At 62.6% G+C, this 16,597-nt stretch carries 14 protein-coding genes; 11 read left to right on the top strand and 3 right to left on the bottom strand.

From position 1 onward, the window contains the following. Positions 1 to 30: 30 nt before the first annotated feature. On the top strand, positions 31 to 1,224 hold the full coding sequence (locus X733_RS164055) for a TMEM43 family protein (RefSeq protein ID WP_023817300.1): 1,194 nt from the start codon (positions 31 to 33) through the stop codon (positions 1,222 to 1,224). 86 nt (positions 1,225 to 1,310) lie between these two features. Here X733_RS164055 and X733_RS164050 read toward each other — a convergent pair whose 3' ends face one another. Then, positions 1,311 to 2,342: a histone deacetylase family protein gene (locus tag X733_RS164050; protein WP_023691716.1), complete on the bottom strand. Its 1,032-nt coding sequence runs from the start codon at positions 2,340 to 2,342 to the stop codon at positions 1,311 to 1,313. A 24-nt stretch (positions 2,343 to 2,366) separates the two neighbouring features. Next, positions 2,367 to 3,020 carry a TetR/AcrR family transcriptional regulator gene (locus X733_RS164045; protein ID WP_023686329.1) on the bottom strand — a complete coding sequence of 218 codons (654 nt, stop codon included), beginning with the start codon at positions 3,018 to 3,020 and terminating at the stop codon, positions 2,367 to 2,369. 277 nt (positions 3,021 to 3,297) lie between these two features. Here X733_RS164045 and X733_RS164040 point away from each other — a divergent pair, with 277 nt between their 5' ends. From X733_RS164040 to X733_RS1000000169305, 9 genes are all read left to right on the top strand, one after another. Beyond that, positions 3,298 to 4,977, top strand: a complete 1,680-nt coding sequence (locus X733_RS164040) for an amidohydrolase (RefSeq protein WP_023691714.1) — start codon at positions 3,298 to 3,300, stop codon at positions 4,975 to 4,977. Between the two features lie 156 nt (positions 4,978 to 5,133). Then, positions 5,134 to 6,234 (top strand): ABC transporter ATP-binding protein, encoded by a 1,101-nt coding sequence (locus tag X733_RS164035; RefSeq protein ID WP_023699750.1) that lies wholly within the window; start codon positions 5,134 to 5,136, stop codon positions 6,232 to 6,234. A 2-nt stretch (positions 6,235 to 6,236) separates the two neighbouring features. Further along, positions 6,237 to 7,157 (top strand): ABC transporter permease, encoded by a 921-nt coding sequence (locus X733_RS164030; protein WP_023817301.1) that lies wholly within the window; start codon positions 6,237 to 6,239, stop codon positions 7,155 to 7,157. Continuing rightward, positions 7,150 to 7,950, top strand: a complete 801-nt coding sequence (locus X733_RS164025; protein WP_023817302.1) for an ABC transporter permease — start codon at positions 7,150 to 7,152, stop codon at positions 7,948 to 7,950. The genes X733_RS164030 and X733_RS164025 overlap by 8 nt, the downstream gene beginning before the upstream one ends. A gap of 23 nt (positions 7,951 to 7,973) precedes the next feature. Further along, on the top strand, positions 7,974 to 9,008 hold the full coding sequence (locus X733_RS164020; RefSeq protein ID WP_023683465.1) for an extracellular solute-binding protein: 1,035 nt from the start codon (positions 7,974 to 7,976) through the stop codon (positions 9,006 to 9,008). A 62-nt stretch (positions 9,009 to 9,070) separates the two neighbouring features. Continuing rightward, complete coding sequence (locus tag X733_RS164015; RefSeq protein WP_023817303.1) at positions 9,071 to 10,267, top strand: serine hydrolase; 1,197 nt, start codon at positions 9,071 to 9,073, stop codon at positions 10,265 to 10,267. Between the two features lie 33 nt (positions 10,268 to 10,300). After that, complete coding sequence (locus tag X733_RS164010; RefSeq protein ID WP_023817304.1) at positions 10,301 to 11,482, top strand: serine hydrolase; 1,182 nt, start codon at positions 10,301 to 10,303, stop codon at positions 11,480 to 11,482. 114 nt (positions 11,483 to 11,596) lie between these two features. After that, positions 11,597 to 13,918 carry a Tex family protein gene (locus X733_RS164005; RefSeq protein ID WP_023817305.1) on the top strand — a complete coding sequence of 774 codons (2,322 nt, stop codon included), beginning with the start codon at positions 11,597 to 11,599 and terminating at the stop codon, positions 13,916 to 13,918. 65 nt (positions 13,919 to 13,983) lie between these two features. Further along, complete coding sequence (locus X733_RS1000000169305) at positions 13,984 to 14,166, top strand: hypothetical protein (protein WP_023671771.1); 183 nt, start codon at positions 13,984 to 13,986, stop codon at positions 14,164 to 14,166. Positions 14,167 to 14,177: 11 nt separating this feature from the next. On the opposite strand, the gene X733_RS164000 is transcribed toward X733_RS1000000169305, so the two are convergent. Further along, positions 14,178 to 15,089 carry a LysR family transcriptional regulator gene (locus tag X733_RS164000; RefSeq protein ID WP_023817306.1) on the bottom strand — a complete coding sequence of 304 codons (912 nt, stop codon included), beginning with the start codon at positions 15,087 to 15,089 and terminating at the stop codon, positions 14,178 to 14,180. Positions 15,090 to 15,195: 106 nt separating this feature from the next. On the opposite strand from X733_RS164000, the gene X733_RS163995 reads away from it, so the two are divergent. Next, positions 15,196 to 16,392 (top strand): acyl-CoA dehydrogenase, encoded by a 1,197-nt coding sequence (locus X733_RS163995; protein ID WP_023817307.1) that lies wholly within the window; start codon positions 15,196 to 15,198, stop codon positions 16,390 to 16,392. The last annotated feature ends 205 nt before the right edge of the window (positions 16,393 to 16,597 follow it).

A 16,597-nucleotide genomic window follows, 5' to 3' on the forward strand; every position in this document is an offset into this window, starting at 1 on the left:
TTTTGGGATAACTTTGTTTCGGGGGAAACGATGAGCGATTCATTTCGGGAAGTCACATCCGTCTCGTGGTTCGGGCGGATCAAGCGCGCGGTCGGCGGGGTCATCTTCGGCCTTATCCTGATCGTGCTGATGGTGATCGGGCTGTTCTGGAACGAAGGCCGCGCCGTGCAGACGGCGCGCTCGCTGGCCGAAGGTTCTGGAGCGGTGGTTTCGGTCGGCGGCGACAGCGTCGATACCGCCAATGACGGCAAGCTGGTTCATGTCAGCGGACTGGTGACGGCGGACAGCGGCCTGGCGGATCCGGATTTCGGCATCGCCACGCAAGGGCTGCGGCTGTCGCGCAGTGTCGAGATGTATCAGTGGAAGGAAGAGTCCAAGTCGGAGACGACCAAGAAGCTCGGCGGTGGCGAAGAGACGGTGACCACCTACAGCTATTCCAAGGTGTGGGACGACAGCCAGATCGACTCGTCGGACTTCAAGAAGCCGGACGGCCACCAGAATCCGCCGATGGAAATCCACGGCCGGACCTTCCAGATTCCTGAGGGCAAGCTTGTCGCCTTCGATCTCGATACGCCGGTGCTGAACCGCATCGAGGGTGACAAGGACTATTCGCTGTCAGCCGACCAGTCGGCGGCGATAAAAGCTGCCTATACCGGAACGAAACCGCTCAGCATCGTCGATGGCAAGATTTTTCTCGGCAATGACAATACGACGCCCGCTCTGGGGGACTATCGCATCGGCTACGAACTGGCGCCGCTTGGCGTGGTCAGCATCGTCGCGCGCCAGGCCGGCAGCCGCTTCGAGCCTTATCAGACGCAAGCCGGCGATGCGCTGCTGATGGTGGATACCGGCAACGTCCCGGCCGAAAAGATGTTCGCCGAAGCCGTCAGCGCCAACACGCTGATCACCTGGCTGCTGCGCGGCGCCGGCTTGCTGTTGCTGACCATAGGCTTTGCGCTGTTCCTCAGCCCGATCGGGGTGATCCTCGACGTCATACCCTTCCTCGGCAGCATGGCGCGGATGGGTACCGGCATTATCGCCTTCGTCCTGGCGATCCTGGTCGGCACGGTGACGATTGCGATTGCCTGGTTCTGGTACCGGCCGTTGCTGGCGGTGGCCATCCTGGCGACAGGCGTGATTGCGGCGGTGATTGTCTACCGCATCGGCCGGTTGCGAAGGCCAGCCGTTCCCGTGGTTGCACCCAACCCGGCTGCGGGCGCCTAGATGGTCGGGGCGGTCGGAGCCGCCCCATATCTCCTTGGCGCAATTCCGGCCGGAAAACCGCCTCACACTTATCCTGGAATTGCTTCCTATTTGTCCTCGAAGCCGGTGAGCACGCCGACGGCGTTGATGCCGATCTCCTCGACGGCGTAGCCGCCTTCCATCACGAACAGCGTCGGCAGGCCGAGCTTGGCGATGCGATGGCCGATCTTCGGATAGTCCGGGCTTTTCAGCTTGAACTGGCTGATCGGGTCCTTCTCGAAGGTGTCGACGCCGAGCGACACGATGACGATATCGGGGGCGTAGGCGGCGAGCTTGGCGCAAGCGTCCTCCAGCGAGGCGTTCCAGGCGTCCCAATTGGTGCCGAAGGGCATGGGATAATTGACGTTGAAACCTTCGCCGGCGCCGGCGCCGCGTTCGTCGGCATGGCCGAGGAAGAACGGATACTCGACCATGGGATCGCCATGCAGGTTGAGAACCTGCACGTCGGCGCGTTCATAGAATACTTCCTGCGTGCCATTGCCGTGGTGGTAGTCGACGTCGAGGATCGAGACGCGTTCGGCGCCCTGGTCGAGGAACCACTGCGCGGCGACCGCGGCATTGTTGATGTAGCAGTAGCCGCCCATGAACCCGGCACCGGCGTGATGGCCGGGCGGGCGGCAAAGCGCGAAGGCCGACCGCTCGCCACCCTTGACCAAGGCCGCCGCCGTCAGCGCCACGTCATAGGACGATTTGATCGCGGTCCATGTGCCTTCGACGAAGGTGGCGCCGGCGTCGAAGGAGTAATAGCCGAGCAAGGCGTCGACGCGCTTGGGTGGCACGTCGCCGCGCAGGCCCCGCGTCGGCCAGGTGAAGGGCATCGCCGTGCCCTCGAAGCCGGCGGCCTTCCACGCCGGCCAGACGGTCGGCAGGAAGTCGATATAGTCGGCCTTGTGGATGCGCTTGGCGGCTGTGAGATCGTGCTCGACCGGTCCGATGATCGGCCCCAGTTTCTCGCTCTCGACCCGCGCCTTGATGAACTCGGCCCGCGATGGCTTTTCGAAACCCGGCACGATGGCTGATGTCACCAGTTCCATCTGGCCGGCATGGCCGGCATGAAGCGGCGAATAGACAGTCTTCATGAATTTCCTCTCGAAATAGCGAAATCAGTCAAGGTTGAGATAGGGGGTGACCAGAGCGAGCCACATTCTTTCCACATCGTCCTCGATGAGGTCGTATGTCTTGCGATCCCGCTTCAGCCCCACAAGCCGGCAGGCGTGCCCGACATCCATCATCAGCACGCCGAGCCGGCTGGCGATCTTGTCTTCAAGGGCCGGGTTCACATGCTGCAGCCACGCGGCGTAAAGCGCGATGATCTGCTCGTCATATTCGTCCTGGATCGGCCTGAGGTCGGCATTGCCGGATATCGCCTCGATCACCGGCATCAGGGTGGCGTTTTCGAGATATATTCTGGAGGTATCGATGAAGAGCTTGCGCACCTCCTGCCGAAACTCGTCGCGGTTGGTGGGTGGGGTGACCTCGATGCGCCTGGCGATCACCTCGGGAAACGACGACAGCCAGCGCCGGGCGAGGTCGAGGAGAATGGCTTCCTTGTTGGGAAAGTACTGGTAGACCGAACCGACCGACAGGCCCGCGCGCCGGGCAATGGCGAGCGTCGTCGGCGTCTTGGTTCCCTGCTCCCGCGTCAGGATCAGCGCAGCGTCGAGTATCCTGTCGACCACCTTGCTCGACCGTTCCTGCCGCGGCTGCTTGCGCGGTTCGAGCGCCATCCTGGTTTCGCGGCTGAGACTGCGCTTCACGGATTGATGCCTTCGTTCCCCGCCGGTTTCAACACAGGTCCCGGTCTCAACATTGGCGTGGTGTGTTGTCCACAATACATTCGAAATTCGGCACGTTGACAAACGCGAATAATTAGTCGCATTCTTTTATCCACGCTGTTTTGAGAGATCACAAGGGGAATTTCGAAACAGCGCACTGGCATCAGTTTTCGTCCGATAACGCCGCTCCAGCGGAGTGGCAGCTTGTCGGACAAGAGGGTTGTCGGTCTCAGCCAGTCGTCAAAAGCGCGGAGTCGCGATGTCTGTCACGGGTGCGGGTCAAAATGCTGATCTGATCGTCATCAATGGTCGCGTGCGGACCATGGACGATGACAATCCCGCCGCCGAGGCGATTGCCGTCAAGGACGGCGCCATCATCGCCATAGGCAACCACGCCGCCATCGAAAAACTCAAGGGAACGACCACAGAGGTGATCGACGCCAAGGGCGGTTCGGTCCTGCCCGGTTTCATCGAAGCCCACATGCATCTGTTCTCGGGAGGGGCCGAGCTCGCGCATCTTCAACTCGGCGGTATCCATGGCTTCGAGGCGCTTCAAAGCGCCATCCGCGACTACGCAACGACGCGGCCCGAGGCGAAAATGCTTGTGGGCCAGGGCGTCGACTACACCGTGCTCGGCGGCGAGCGGGTGACACGCCATCATCTCGACGCCATCCTGCCCGACCGCCCCTTCTGCATGGCGGCGCCCGACCACCATACGATGTGGGCCAACACCAAGGCGTTGGAGATGGCCGGCATCCTGAAGGGACGCACGCTCGGTCCGGGCAACGAGATCGTGATGGGTGACGACGGCCTGGCCGCGGGCGAATTGCGCGAGGGCGAGGCCTTCGGTCCGGTGCTCGACCTTGCCGGCGAAAGCCGGGTGCGGTTGGGGCTGTCGACCGGCGGCGAGCCGGACCCAATGCCGTCGGCCGCCGAGCGGGCCGCTGACCGTGACATCATGCGGCGCGGACTTGCCTGGTGCGCGCGCCACGGCATCACCTCGATCCAGAACATGGACGGCAATCTCTACCAACTCGAATTGCTTTCCGAGATCGAGGCCGAGGAAGGCCTGCCCTGCCGCGTCAAGATCCCGTTCCACTACAAGAATTTCATGACGCTCGACATGCTCGAGAAGGCGTCCGTCATGGCCGAGCGCTACGACAGCGAGTGGCTGTCATCGGGCATGGTCAAGGTGTTCTATGACGGCGTGCTCGATTCCTGGACCGCGGTTATGGTCGAACCCTATGCGGATCGTCCCGACTGGGTCGGCGAGCCGCTGTTCACGCCGCAGCAATTTATCGATCTCGCCGTGGCTATCGACAAACGCGGGCTGCAGATCGCCGTGCACTCGATCGGTGACGGCGCCGTGCGCGCAGTGCTCGACGGTTACGAGGCGGCGCAGAAGGTCAATGGCAAGCGCGACAGCCGGCACAGGGTTGAGCACATCGAGGTCACCACAGCAGCCGACGTGCCGCGTTTTGCCGAACTCGGCGTCATCGCCTCGATGCAGCCGTCGCATCCGCCCGGCGCCATGGATTTTCCGCTGGAGCCGACGGTGTCACGCATCGGGCCGGCCCGCTGGCCGCTGAGCTATGCCTGGCGCACCCTGAAAAGCGCCGGCGCCCATGTCGTGTTCGCCTCGGACTGGCCGGTGGCAGCGATCGACCCGATCCTGAGCATTCAGGCGGCAGTGCAGCGCAAACCATGGGCAGAAGGCGATCCTGACCAGAGTTTCTCGCTGCAGGAAGCGATTGCCGCCTACACGGTCGAGGGCGCCTATGCCGAATTCGCCGAGCATCGCAAAGGCGTTCTGAAACCCGGCTACATGGCGGATCTGGTGGTTTTGTCGGCCGATATCGAGAAGACGGCGCCGGCCGATCTGCACAAGCTGCGACCGGTGACGACGGTCTGCGGTGGCAAGGTAACCTACCAGGCCTGACAATGGCATGCGGCTTGCACAGCTTGCCGCTTGCAAGACGAAATGACCGACTGAACTGTGGTTCAATGCCGGACTTGCCAACCAACCGGCCGTGTGGTCACATCGAACAGGGGAAAAACTCCGCCAGCAAGAGCGGGGTCAACAGTGAGGCGTATCGTGCCGGAAAAACCGGATCGGAATGCAATTGAAGTCGTAAACGTCAGTAAAATTTTCGGATCGGGTGAGGGGCAGGTTGCTGCCCTCGATACGGTCTCGGTATCCATCCGCGAGAATGAGTTCTTCACCCTGCTGGGACCATCCGGCTGCGGCAAGACCACGTTGCTGCGGCTGATTGCCGGCTTCGACTTTCCAACCGCCGGCGAAATCCTTCTCTACGGTCAGGACATCGCGCCGTTGCCGCCCTTCAAGCGGCCGGTCAACACCGTCTTCCAATCCTACGCGCTGTTCCCGCATATGACGGTCGCCGACAATATCGGCTTTGGCCTGGAAATGCTGGGCAAGCCGAAGGCCGAGATCAAGGCGCGCGTCGCCGAGATGCTGAAACTGGTGAAGATGGAGGCGCTGGCGGGTCGCCGAACCAGCCAGATCTCCGGCGGCCAGCAGCAGCGCGTGGCGCTCGCCCGGGCGCTGGCGCCGCAGCCCAAGGTGCTCCTGCTCGACGAACCGCTCTCGGCGCTCGACTACAAGCTGCGCAAGGAAATGCAGATCGAATTGAAGCGGCTGCAGCACGAGACCGGAATTACCTTCATCTTCGTCACCCACGACCAGGAGGAAGCGCTGACCATGTCGGACCGCATCGCGGTGATGTCGTCGGGCAAAATCCTGCAGGTCGGCTCGCCGCGCGACATCTACGACCGGCCGGCCGAGCGTTTCGTCGCCGACTTCATCGGCGAGTCGAACTTCCTCAAGGCGGATGTGGTTAGCGCGACTGGTGGCCGGGCGACGGTGAAGCTGCCGTCTGGTGTGGAAATCCCAGCCTCGCTGCCGGAAGGCTTCAGCCCCAGCGGCAAGGTCACCATCGTCGTGCGTCCAGAGCATGCGCAGTTGGGCACGGCCAGCCCGAGCGCTTCGCTGTCCGGCACCGTCGAAAACATCGTCTATCTCGGCACCGACACGCACTTTCATCTGCGCCTTGCCGGTGGCGAGCCGTTCATCGTGCGGCGTCAGAACAGCCGCGGCGCCGGTGACGGCTTCGTGCAGGGCGGCCAGATCGGCATCACGATCGGCAACGACGCCGCGCAAGTGCTGAAGGACTGATCATGGCGACCGCGGAACAAGTCGCCAAGGCAGCGGAGCGGCGTGATGTGCGCGACCGGTGGCTGCTGTCAGCGCCAGCCTTGCTGGTGATCTTCCTCGCCGCGACCGGCCCCTTGCTGATCGTGCTGATCTACTCGTTCCTGACGCCTGGCCCCTATGGCGATGTGAAGTGGCAGTTTTCGCCCGATGCCTGGCTGTCGGTGTTCATGGAACGCGACATTTTCGACGATACGCTTTCGCTTGCGGCAGCGCATGTCACCATATTCTGGCGCTCGATCAAGTTGGCGGTGATAACGACGATCGCAACTTTGGCATTGGGGTTTCCAACCGCCTATTTCATGGCGACGCGCAGCGAGAAGACCAGGGATCTCTGGCTGTTCCTGATCACCATTCCGTTCTGGACCAACCTGCTGATCCGCACCTTCGCCGTGCTGCAGATCATCCGCAACGAAGGCATCATCAACACCATCCTGCTCAAGCTTGGTATCGTCTCAGCGCCGGTGCAGATCCTCTTCACCGACACGGCGATTCTGATCGGCATGGCATATGTCTATCTGCCGCTGATGGTGCTGCCGATCTATGCCAGCATGGAGAAGCTTGATTTTCGCCTCGTCGAGGCGGGCTACGACCTCTACGCGACCCGTTTCAAGGTATTGCGGAAGATCATTTTCCCGCTGGTCAAACCCGGCGTCATTGCCGGCTCCATCCTGGTCTTCATTCCAGCCCTTGGCGCCTATGTGACGCCGAGCGTGCTTGGCGGCGGCAAGAACATGATGCTGTCCAACCTGATCGAATTGCAGTTCGGCCAAGGCCGCAACTGGCCGCTCGGCTCGGCGCTGTCGATCACGGTGATGATCATCGTCATGGTGGCGCTGCTTGCCTATGTGCGCAATGCCGGCAAGTCGGGGGTGCGGCATGGCTAAGAACTTTTCCATCAAGCACCAGACCGGCTTCACGGTGATCGCTGCGACCTGTTTTATCGTGCTCTATCTGCCGATCATCGTGCTGGTCGCCTATGCCTTCAACGCGGCGAACTCGACGTCCGAATGGGGCGGCTTTTCGATGCGCTGGTTCCAGTCGGCTTGGCAGAACGTGCAAGTTATCGACGCGACGCTACGCTCGTTCCAGATCGGCGCCGTCGCTGCGGTGCTGTCGACAATCTTTGCCACCATGGCCGCGCTCGCCACCACGCGCACCGCGTCCTATCCGGGCCTCACCTTCAAATATGCGGCGATCAACCAGCCGCTGATGGTGCCCGAGATCGTCACCGGCGTGGCGCTGCTGATCTTCTTCTCGCGCATCAAGATCTTCACCGGCTATTCCGGCATTGGCTATCTGATCGCCGCGCACACGGCGTTCTGCATCCCGTTCGCCTATCTGCCGATCCGGGCGCGGCTGGAAAACATGGACCTGACGCTGGAGCGCGCGGCCGCCGATCTGTACGCGACGCCTTGGAAGACCTTCCGCCGCATCACGCTGCCGCTTTTGTGGCCCGGCATACTGGCCGGACTGATGCTGGCCTTCGTCATCTCGCTCGATGACGTCGTCATGACCGAGTTTGTCAAATCGGGCGGCCAGGATACGCTGCCCACCTACATGCTCGGCCAGATCCGCCGCGGCATCACGCCTGAGATCAACGCGATATCGACCGCCTTCCTGCTGCTTTCGGTCGCGATCGTCACGTTGTTTTTCTTCGTCAGCAGGAAAAGAGACTGAACCGACAAATGGGAGCTAAAACCATGAACTGGAAAACAACGACAGCCGCCATGGGGTTGGCGCTGCTCGCAACGACGAGCCTGGCCAGCGCCGATGGCGAGCTGAACATCTACAATTGGGGCAACTATACCAGCCCCGACGTGATCAAAAAGTTCGAAGCCAAATACAACGTCAAGGTGACCATCACCGATTACGATTCCAACGATACGGCGCTCGCCAAGGTACGCCAGGGCGGCACCGGCTTCGACATCGCCGTTCCGTCGCAAACCTACGTGCCGATCTGGATCAAGGAGGGCCTCGTGCAGGAGACCGATCCGGGCAAGATGGAGAACTTCAAGAACGTGGCGCCGGAATGGGCCAATCCAGACTTCGACCCCGGCCGCAAATATTCCGTGCCGTGGGCGCTGGGCACCGTCGGCGTCGTCGTCAACACCGATGCCTACAAGGGACCAGCCGACAGCTGGGGCATCATCTTCAACACGCCGGACGAGCTGAAGGGCAAGACCAATGTCGTTCCCGAGATGAATGACGTTATCTTCGCGGCGATCAAATATGTCGGCGGCCAGCAGTGCACCGACGACAAGACGGTGCTGAAGAAGGTGCGCGACACGCTTGTCGCGGCCAAGCCGAACTGGATCGCCATGGAATACAACACCATCGAAAAGATGGGCGCCGGCGACTTCAAGGCGACCAGCGACTGGAACGGTTCGGCGCTGCGTCAGCGGCTGGCCAATCCGGCCATCCATTACAATTATCCGAAGGAAGGCTACGGCCTGTGGAGCGATAACGTCGTCGTTCTCAAGGAAGCCAAAAATGTCGAGAACGCCAAGCTGTTCCAGAACTTCATCATGGATCCGGAAAACGCGGCCGGCCTCTCGGCCTTCCATCGCTACGCAAACGCCATTACCGGCTCGGACAAGTACATGCCGGCCGATATGAAGGATGCCCCGGAAGTCGTCATTCCGGAGGCTGCGAAGGCACAAGGCGAATTCCAGAAGATGTGCGCGCCTGAGATCCAGGACATCTACACCAAGATCTGGACCGAACTGCAGAAATAACCGCAGTCTGACAGACCCGGCGGCATCCGCCGCCGGGCCTTTTCTTTTCCGGAATGGCTTTCATGGACTCCTATCGCAACAGCGATCCGCGGCCACCGATCATGCAGGGCTCGCCGCCGCAAATGGTGCCGCCGAAGCTCGATTGGGACCGGCCGCCATGGAATCGCTGGGCCTTCCAACACATCCGCGAATTCCTGCCGACCATCGAGGTCTGGCGCGGTAACGGCCATCGCCATCGTCTTGAGCGCGCAGAGACCGATCTCGACGTGCTGCCGGTGGAAGACAGCAAGGGCCGTCCGACGACGCTCGTTGGCCTGCTCGACGAGACCTACACGGACGGCTTCCTGGTGCTCAAAGACGGCAAGGTCGCCTATGAGCGCTATTTCAACGGCATGGCCGAGCGCACGCTGCATCTGTCGCAGTCGATGGCGAAGTCGGTAACAGGCACCGTGTTCGGTATTCTGGTTGGGCGCGGCTTGATCGACCCGGCCAAACCGGTGACCGCCTATCTGCAGGAGCTCGGCGCGACCGGCTGGGACGGCGCCAGCGTGCAGCATGTGCTTGACATGACGACGGGTGTTCGCTTTTCCGAGGAATACACCGATCGCTATTCCGATATCGGCCAGGTCGATGTCGCCACCGGCTGGAAGCCGGTGCCGCCGGACAGCGATCCGGATTTCCAATGGCCGCCGCATCTGTTCGAGTTGATCCTGCAGCTGAAGGACAAGGTGCGGCCGCATGGCGCCGCGTTCGAGTACCGCTCGATCGAGACCGACGTGCTTGCCTTCATCATGGAGCGGGTCACCGGTAAACGGCTGGCGCAGCTGGTGTCCGAGGAGCTGTGGCAAAAGCTCGGCGCCGACGAAAGCGCTTGCTTCACGGTCGACAGCGCCGGCTATGCGCTGGCCGATGGCGGCTTCAACGCGACGCTGGGCGATTACGCCCGCTTCGGCCAGCTGATCCTCGACAAGGGCCGCGGCATCGTGCCGGCCGACTGGATCGAGGCGACGCGCAACGGCAGGCATGCGCCGGATTTCAATCCGAGCCTGCCGGAGGGCAGCTACCGCAACCAGTTCTGGATCGAAAACCCGCGCTCACGCGCACTGATGTGCCGGGGCGTGTTCGGGCAGATGATCCATATCGACTGGGACACCGGCATGGTCGTGGTCAAGCTTTCAAGCTATCCGGATTTCAGCAATGTCGCCTATTCGGTGGCAACGCTGAAGGCGGTGCACGCCATCGCCAAGGCGCTTGGTTGACCCACAACAAATCATCCCTCCGAGGAAACGTTCATGACTGGCAAGACTGCGTTCGAGATCCGCTACGGCTTTGCCCGCAATGAGGTGCTGCTCTCCAACTGGCGCGAAAACCCCTTCAACCGCTGGTCATTCCAGAACCTTGGCGAACTGGTGCCGACCGCTCCCGTGGCGGCGACGCCGGGAAGCGTCGAAGCGCCGGTGCGGGACCTGAGCGGCCTGCTCGGCGAAAAGGTTTCGATCGCCAGCGCCCCAGAAACGGTGGCCGAATTCCTCACACGTTCGAGCAGCGACGCGCTGACGGTGATGAAGGCTGGCCAGTTCATCGGCGACTGGTTCGCGCCCAATATGGATTTCGGCGCCCGTCACATCATCTTCTCGATCAGCAAATCGGTCACGGCCATCATCGCCGGAATACTGGAAGGCGAGGGCGTGTTCGACCCGGAAGCGCCGGTGACCCAGTACATTCCGGAAGCCGCCGGTTCGGCCTATGCCGATGCAAGTTGCCGGCATGTGCTCGACATGAGCGTCAGCCTCGACTTCGAGGAGGCCTATCTCGATCCCGAAAGCGCCTTTGCCCGGTACCGTCGTGCTACGCTGTGGAATCCGGGCGGCGGCACTGAAAGCTTGCGCGAATTCATTCTGACCTTGCAGCGGCTCGAAGAACCGCACGGCAAAACCTTCCGCTACCGTTCGCCCAATTCCGATCTGCTCGGCCTGCTGCTCGAACGAGCTTCCGGCCAGCGCTTCCCGGACCTGATGCGCGAGAAACTGTGGCTACCGCTGGGTGCTGTCAGCGAGGCTTCGATCGGCGTCGACATGGAAGGTACGGCGCGCACCGCCGGCGGCATTTCGGTGACGCCGCGCGACCTGGCGCGTATCGGCGAGATGATGCGGCAGGGCGGCACGGCCAATGGCCGGCGCATCGTGCCAGAAGGCTGGGTGCGCGATACGACCGTTGCCGGCGGCAGCGCGGAGGCCTGGCAGCGCGGCACAATGGTGCATCTGTTCCCAAAGGGCCGTTACCGTAACAAATGGTACCAGACGGGGGCGGCAAACGGCGCCTTCTGCGGCATCGGCATCCACGGCCAATGGCTCTACGTCAACCCGAAGACGGAAGTGGTGATTGCAAAAATGGGGTCGCAGCCGGTGCCTGAAGATTATCCGCTCGAACGCGAGATCGTTGCCTTTTTCGAGGCGCTGAGCGGGATGGTCTGAGGACGAGCCAAAGCAAGGCGCTTTCCTGTGGACCTCTTTGACGCTTGAGAACACTGCGGTTGGCGTGACGGACATCAGCGCCTATGGTCGCCGCTCTTTGCGACAGGGACCAGCATGGCAGCAGACAGCAAACGCATCGCATCCATCATCGCGGCAGAGATCGGGGCGCGGCCGGAGCAGGCATCAGCAGCTATAGGGCTGCTCGATGAGGGCGCGACGGTGCCGTTTGTGGCGCGCTACCGCAAGGAGGTCACCGGCGGGCTAGACGACACCCAATTGCGCGACCTTGCCGAGCGATTGGCCTATCTGCGCGAACTCGATGCGCGCCGCGATATCATTCTCGGTTCGATCCGCGAGCAGGGCAAGCTGACCGAGGAACTTGAGGCCAAAATTGTGGCTGCCGCCACCAAGGCTGAACTGGAAGACATCTACCTGCCCTACAAGCCCAAGCGCCGCACCAAGGCCGAGATCGCCCGGGAGCGCGGGCTGGGGCCATTGGCGGAGGCTATTTTGGCCAACCGGTCGTTGGTGCCCGCCGAGGCGGCGCTGGCTTATGTGACCGAGGATGTGACCGACGCCAAGGCCGCACTGGAAGGCGCACGCGACATCCTGTCGGAACAGTTCGCGGAAAATGCCGATCTGGTCGGCAAGCTTCGCACCTACATGAAGGAGCGCGCTTTCATGCGTGCCCGTGTCGTCGACGGCAAGCAGGAGGCCGGGGCGAAATTCTCCGACTATTTCGAGCATGTCGAGCGTTGGGCAAATGTTCCGAGCCACCGCGCGCTGGCCATGCTGCGCGGCCGCAACGAAGAGGTGTTGTCGCTCGACATCGAGGTCGATGCCGACGATGCCTCGCCGGTGAAGCCGGTCGAGCGGATGATCGCCAATGCCTACGCCATCGGCGGCAGCCTGCCGGGCGACCGCTGGCTGATGGAAGTCGCCGGCTGGACCTGGCGGATCAAGCTTTCGCTGCACCTGACGCTCGATTTGATGCGCGACCTGCGCGAGCGGGCGGAGGAAGAGGCGATCCATGTCTTTGCACGCAACCTCAAGGATTTGCTTCTGGCGGCACCCGCCGGCTCGCGGCCGACCATGGGGCTCGATCCCGGCATCCGCACCGGCGTCAAGGTCGCGGTGGTAGATGGCACCGGCAAGGTGCTGGCGACGACGACCGTCTATCCATTTCCGCCGCGGAACGATGTGCGCGGCACACAGGCCCAGCTCGCAGCACTCATCCGCCAGCATAAGGTCGAGCTGATCTCGATCGGCAACGGCACCGGCAGCCGCGAGACTGAAAAGCTGGTCGCCGACATGCTGTCCGACATGCCTTCGGATGGTGGGCCAAAGCCGCTCAAGGTGATCGTCAGCGAGGCCGGCGCCTCGGTCTATTCGGCCTCGGCGACAGCGGCGGCTGAGTTTCCCGGGCTCGACGTGTCGCTGCGCGGTGCGGTGTCGATCGCCAGGCGCCTGCAGGACCCGCTCGCCGAACTGGTCAAGATCGAGCCGAAATCCATAGGCGTCGGCCAGTACCAGCATGACGTCGACCAGTACCGGCTTGGCCGCTCGCTGGAAGCGGTGGTGGAGGACGCGGTGAATGCTGTCGGCGTCGATCTCAACACCGCCTCGGCGCCGCTTTTGGCCCGCGTGTCAGGCCTAGGCGCGTCGCTTGCCGATGCCATTGTCGCGCATCGCGATGCGACCGGGCCGTTCGCCAGCCGCAAGGAACTGCTCAAGGTGGCGCGGCTTGGACCGCGCGCGTTCGAACAATCCGCAGGCTTCCTGCGCATTGCCAATGGCAGCGAGCCGCTCGACGCCTCGTCGGTCCATCCGGAAGCCTATGGCGTGGCCAAGAAGATCGTCGCTGCCTGCGGCCGCGATGTGCGCTCGCTGATGGGCGACAGCGCAGCGCTCAAGGCGCTCGATCCGCGCGTCTTCGTTGACGAACGGTTCGGCCTGCCGACGGTGCGCGACATCATTGCCGAGCTGGAAAAGCCCGGCCGCGACCCGCGCCCCGGCTTCAAGACCGCAACCTTTGCCGATGGCATCGACGACATCAAGGATCTGAAGCCCGGCATGCTTCTGGAAGGCACCGTCACCAATGTCGCTGCCTTCGGCGCCTTCGTCGATATCGGCGTGCACCAGGACGGGCTGGTGCATGTCTCGCAACTGGCCGATCGTTTCATCAAGGACGCGCATGAGGTGGTGAAGGCCGGCGACGTGGTGAAGGTGCGGGTCGTCGATGTCGACATCAAGCGCAAGCGCATCGCGCTGTCCATGCGCAAGGACGGCGGCGAGGGCGGGACGCCGAAGGGGCCGCGCGACAATGGCGGCGGAAAGCCGGCGCAACCTTCGCCGATGCCGCAGCGTCAGCCGGGACGACCGGCACAGCAAGGCGCGTTTGGCGCAGCACTGGCCGATGCCTTGAAGCGGAAGTAGCCTCGAATGGTTCCTTGCAATCGCTAGAGCGTTATCTACCATCCTTGTGTGGAGATACGCGCGATATGGCAAGTTTCGAGAAAGTGAGTGTCCAAGAGTTGGGGCGTCTTTGGGACGAGGGCATGGCGAGTGGCAGTTCGGTCGATGGAGACCAGGCTTTCGCCCGGATCAAAAGCAAGCTCGATGCGAAAGTTGCCGAACGCAAGTCGCAAAAACGCTGCGCTTCCAGCCGGAAACCGAGCCGATGAAGCGGAAGTAGCTACCAGGCCAGAACGGCCGGTTCCTTCTCAACCTGGCCCAGCAGCCAGTCGCGAAAGCTGGCGACCGGCGGGTGGCCGCGCTTGTCGTTCGGGACGACGAGATAGTAGGCGCTGCGGCTTTGCATCGGCTGTCCCGGCGCCGGCACGAGCTGACCGCGCTGCAACTCGCCCGCAATTAGGATCTGCGGGAGGAGCGCGACCCCAAGTCCGGCCATGCAGGCTTGGGCGACGGTGCCGAATTCCTCGAACTGCATGCCGGGTCCGATCGGTGTGCCCAAGCCCTGCTCCTCGAACCATTCGCTCCAGGCGCCAGGGCGCGTCGTCATGTGCAGCAGCGGCAGGCGGCTGATGTCGGCCGCCGTGGTGATGTCGCGGCTGGCAAGGAAGTCTGGCGAGACCACCGGCATCACGGTTTCGCGCATCAACAATGTGGAATCTGCGTCCGGCCAGTCCGGCTGGCCATGATGGATGGCGGCGTCGAGCCGCTCGCGGGCGAAGTCGAAGCGGCCTATGCGGGTGACAAAGTTGATGGTGATGTCAGGGTTTTCTGCGACGAAATCCGGGATCAGCGGCATCAGCCAGCGCGTGCCGAAGGTCGGCAGTATGGCGAGGTTCAGCATGCCGCTATGCCGATTGCTCATCAATCCGAGCGCGGCGTCGCGCAATTGCCCGAGTGCCGCCCGCACGGCTTCGGCATAGATTTCGCCCGCCGTGGACAGCCGAACATTGCGGCTGTCGCGCTCGAACAGCCGGCGGCCGAACTGTTCCTCCAGAAGGGCTATCTGGCGGCTGACGGCCCCTTGGGTCAAATCGAGTTCCTGGGCGGCAACGGTGAAGGAGCCAAGGCGGGCCACGGCCTCGAAGGCGGCAAGGGCGCTGGTGCTGGGCAAAAGCCGGCGTTGGACGTTCATGATCCATTACTAAACCTCATTGATCGGTGATGCAATTTTGTTTGATTTTTCCGAAGCGAAGGCGGATAAGCCCGAGCACTTCAAGATTTTGGGAGAGAGCGAAGCCATGGCCGCCGACAAGAACGCGTTCGTTTGGGAAGACCCCTTCCTGATCGAGAACCAGCTTTCCGAGGATGAGCGCATGGTGCGCGATGGCGCGGCCGCCTTTGCCGCCGACAAGCTCGCGCCGCGCATCGAGGAGGCCTATCTCGAGGAAAAGACCGATGCCGGCATCTTTCGCGAGATGGGCGAGGCCGGCCTGCTCGGCATCACCATCCCTGAGGAATATGGCGGGCTCGGCGCCAATTACGTCACCTACGGGTTGGTGGCGCGCGAGGTCGAGCGGGTCGATTCCGGCTACCGGTCGATGATGTCGGTGCAATCGTCGCTGGTAATGTACCCCATCCATGCCTATGGCTCGGAAGAACAGCGCAGGAAATATCTGCCGAAGCTGGCCTCGGGCGAATGGATCGGCTGCTTCGGCCTGACCGAGCCGGATGCGGGTTCCGATCCCGGCGGCATGAAGACGCGGGCCGAGAAGACCGCGAACGGCTACAGGATTTCCGGCTCGAAAATGTGGATCTCCAACGCGCCGATCGCCGACGTGTTCGTCATCTGGGCGAAGCTCAAGGGCGACAGCGGCAAGGACGAAATCCGCGGTTTCGTGCTGGAGAAGGGCATGAAGGGGCTGTCGGCGCCGAAGATCGGCGGCAAGCTCAGCCTTAGGGCCTCGATCACCGGCGAGGTGGTGATGGAAGGCGTCGAGGTTGGCGAAGACGCGCTGCTGCCCAACGCCAGGGGCCTCGGCGGCCCATTCGGTTGCCTCAACCGGGCCCGCTACGGCATTTCCTGGGGCGCGATGGGCGCCGCCGAGGATTGCTGGCACCGGGCCCGGCAGTATGGACTCGACCGCAAGCAGTTCGGCAAGCCGCTCGCCGGCACGCAGCTGTTCCAGAAAAAGCTCGCCGACATGCAGACCGAGATTGCGCTCGGCTTGCAGGGCTCGCTGCGCGTCGGGCGGCTGATGGATAAAGGCAAGATGGCCCCGGAAATGATCTCGATCGTCAAGCGCAACAATTGCGGCAAGGCGCTCGACATCGCCCGCCAGGCCCGCGACATGCATGGCGGCAACGGCATCCAGATCGGCTACCACGTCATGCGCCACGCGCAGAATTTGGAGACGGTCAACACCTATGAAGGCACGCATGACGTGCATGCGCTGATCCTTGGCAGGGCTCAGACGGGGATACAGGCGTTTTTCTAAAGCTGTGCCGATGTTCAGGTGAGGCCGGCCTGCAAATGGCCGATGCCTGCGCTTCCGGTGCTCGCGTACGAAAAGTACGCTCTGCGCCGGTTCTCGGTATCAGCCATTTTCGACTCGGCCTGACCTGAATCTCGACACAGCGTAGCCGGCTTCGGCTGCTTAATTTAGGTGCAGCGCAACATCTCTGCTTGGAGAATGGCCAATA

The organism is Mesorhizobium sp. L2C066B000 (assembly GCF_000502335.1).
Taxonomy (GTDB): Bacteria; Pseudomonadota; Alphaproteobacteria; order Rhizobiales; family Rhizobiaceae; genus Mesorhizobium.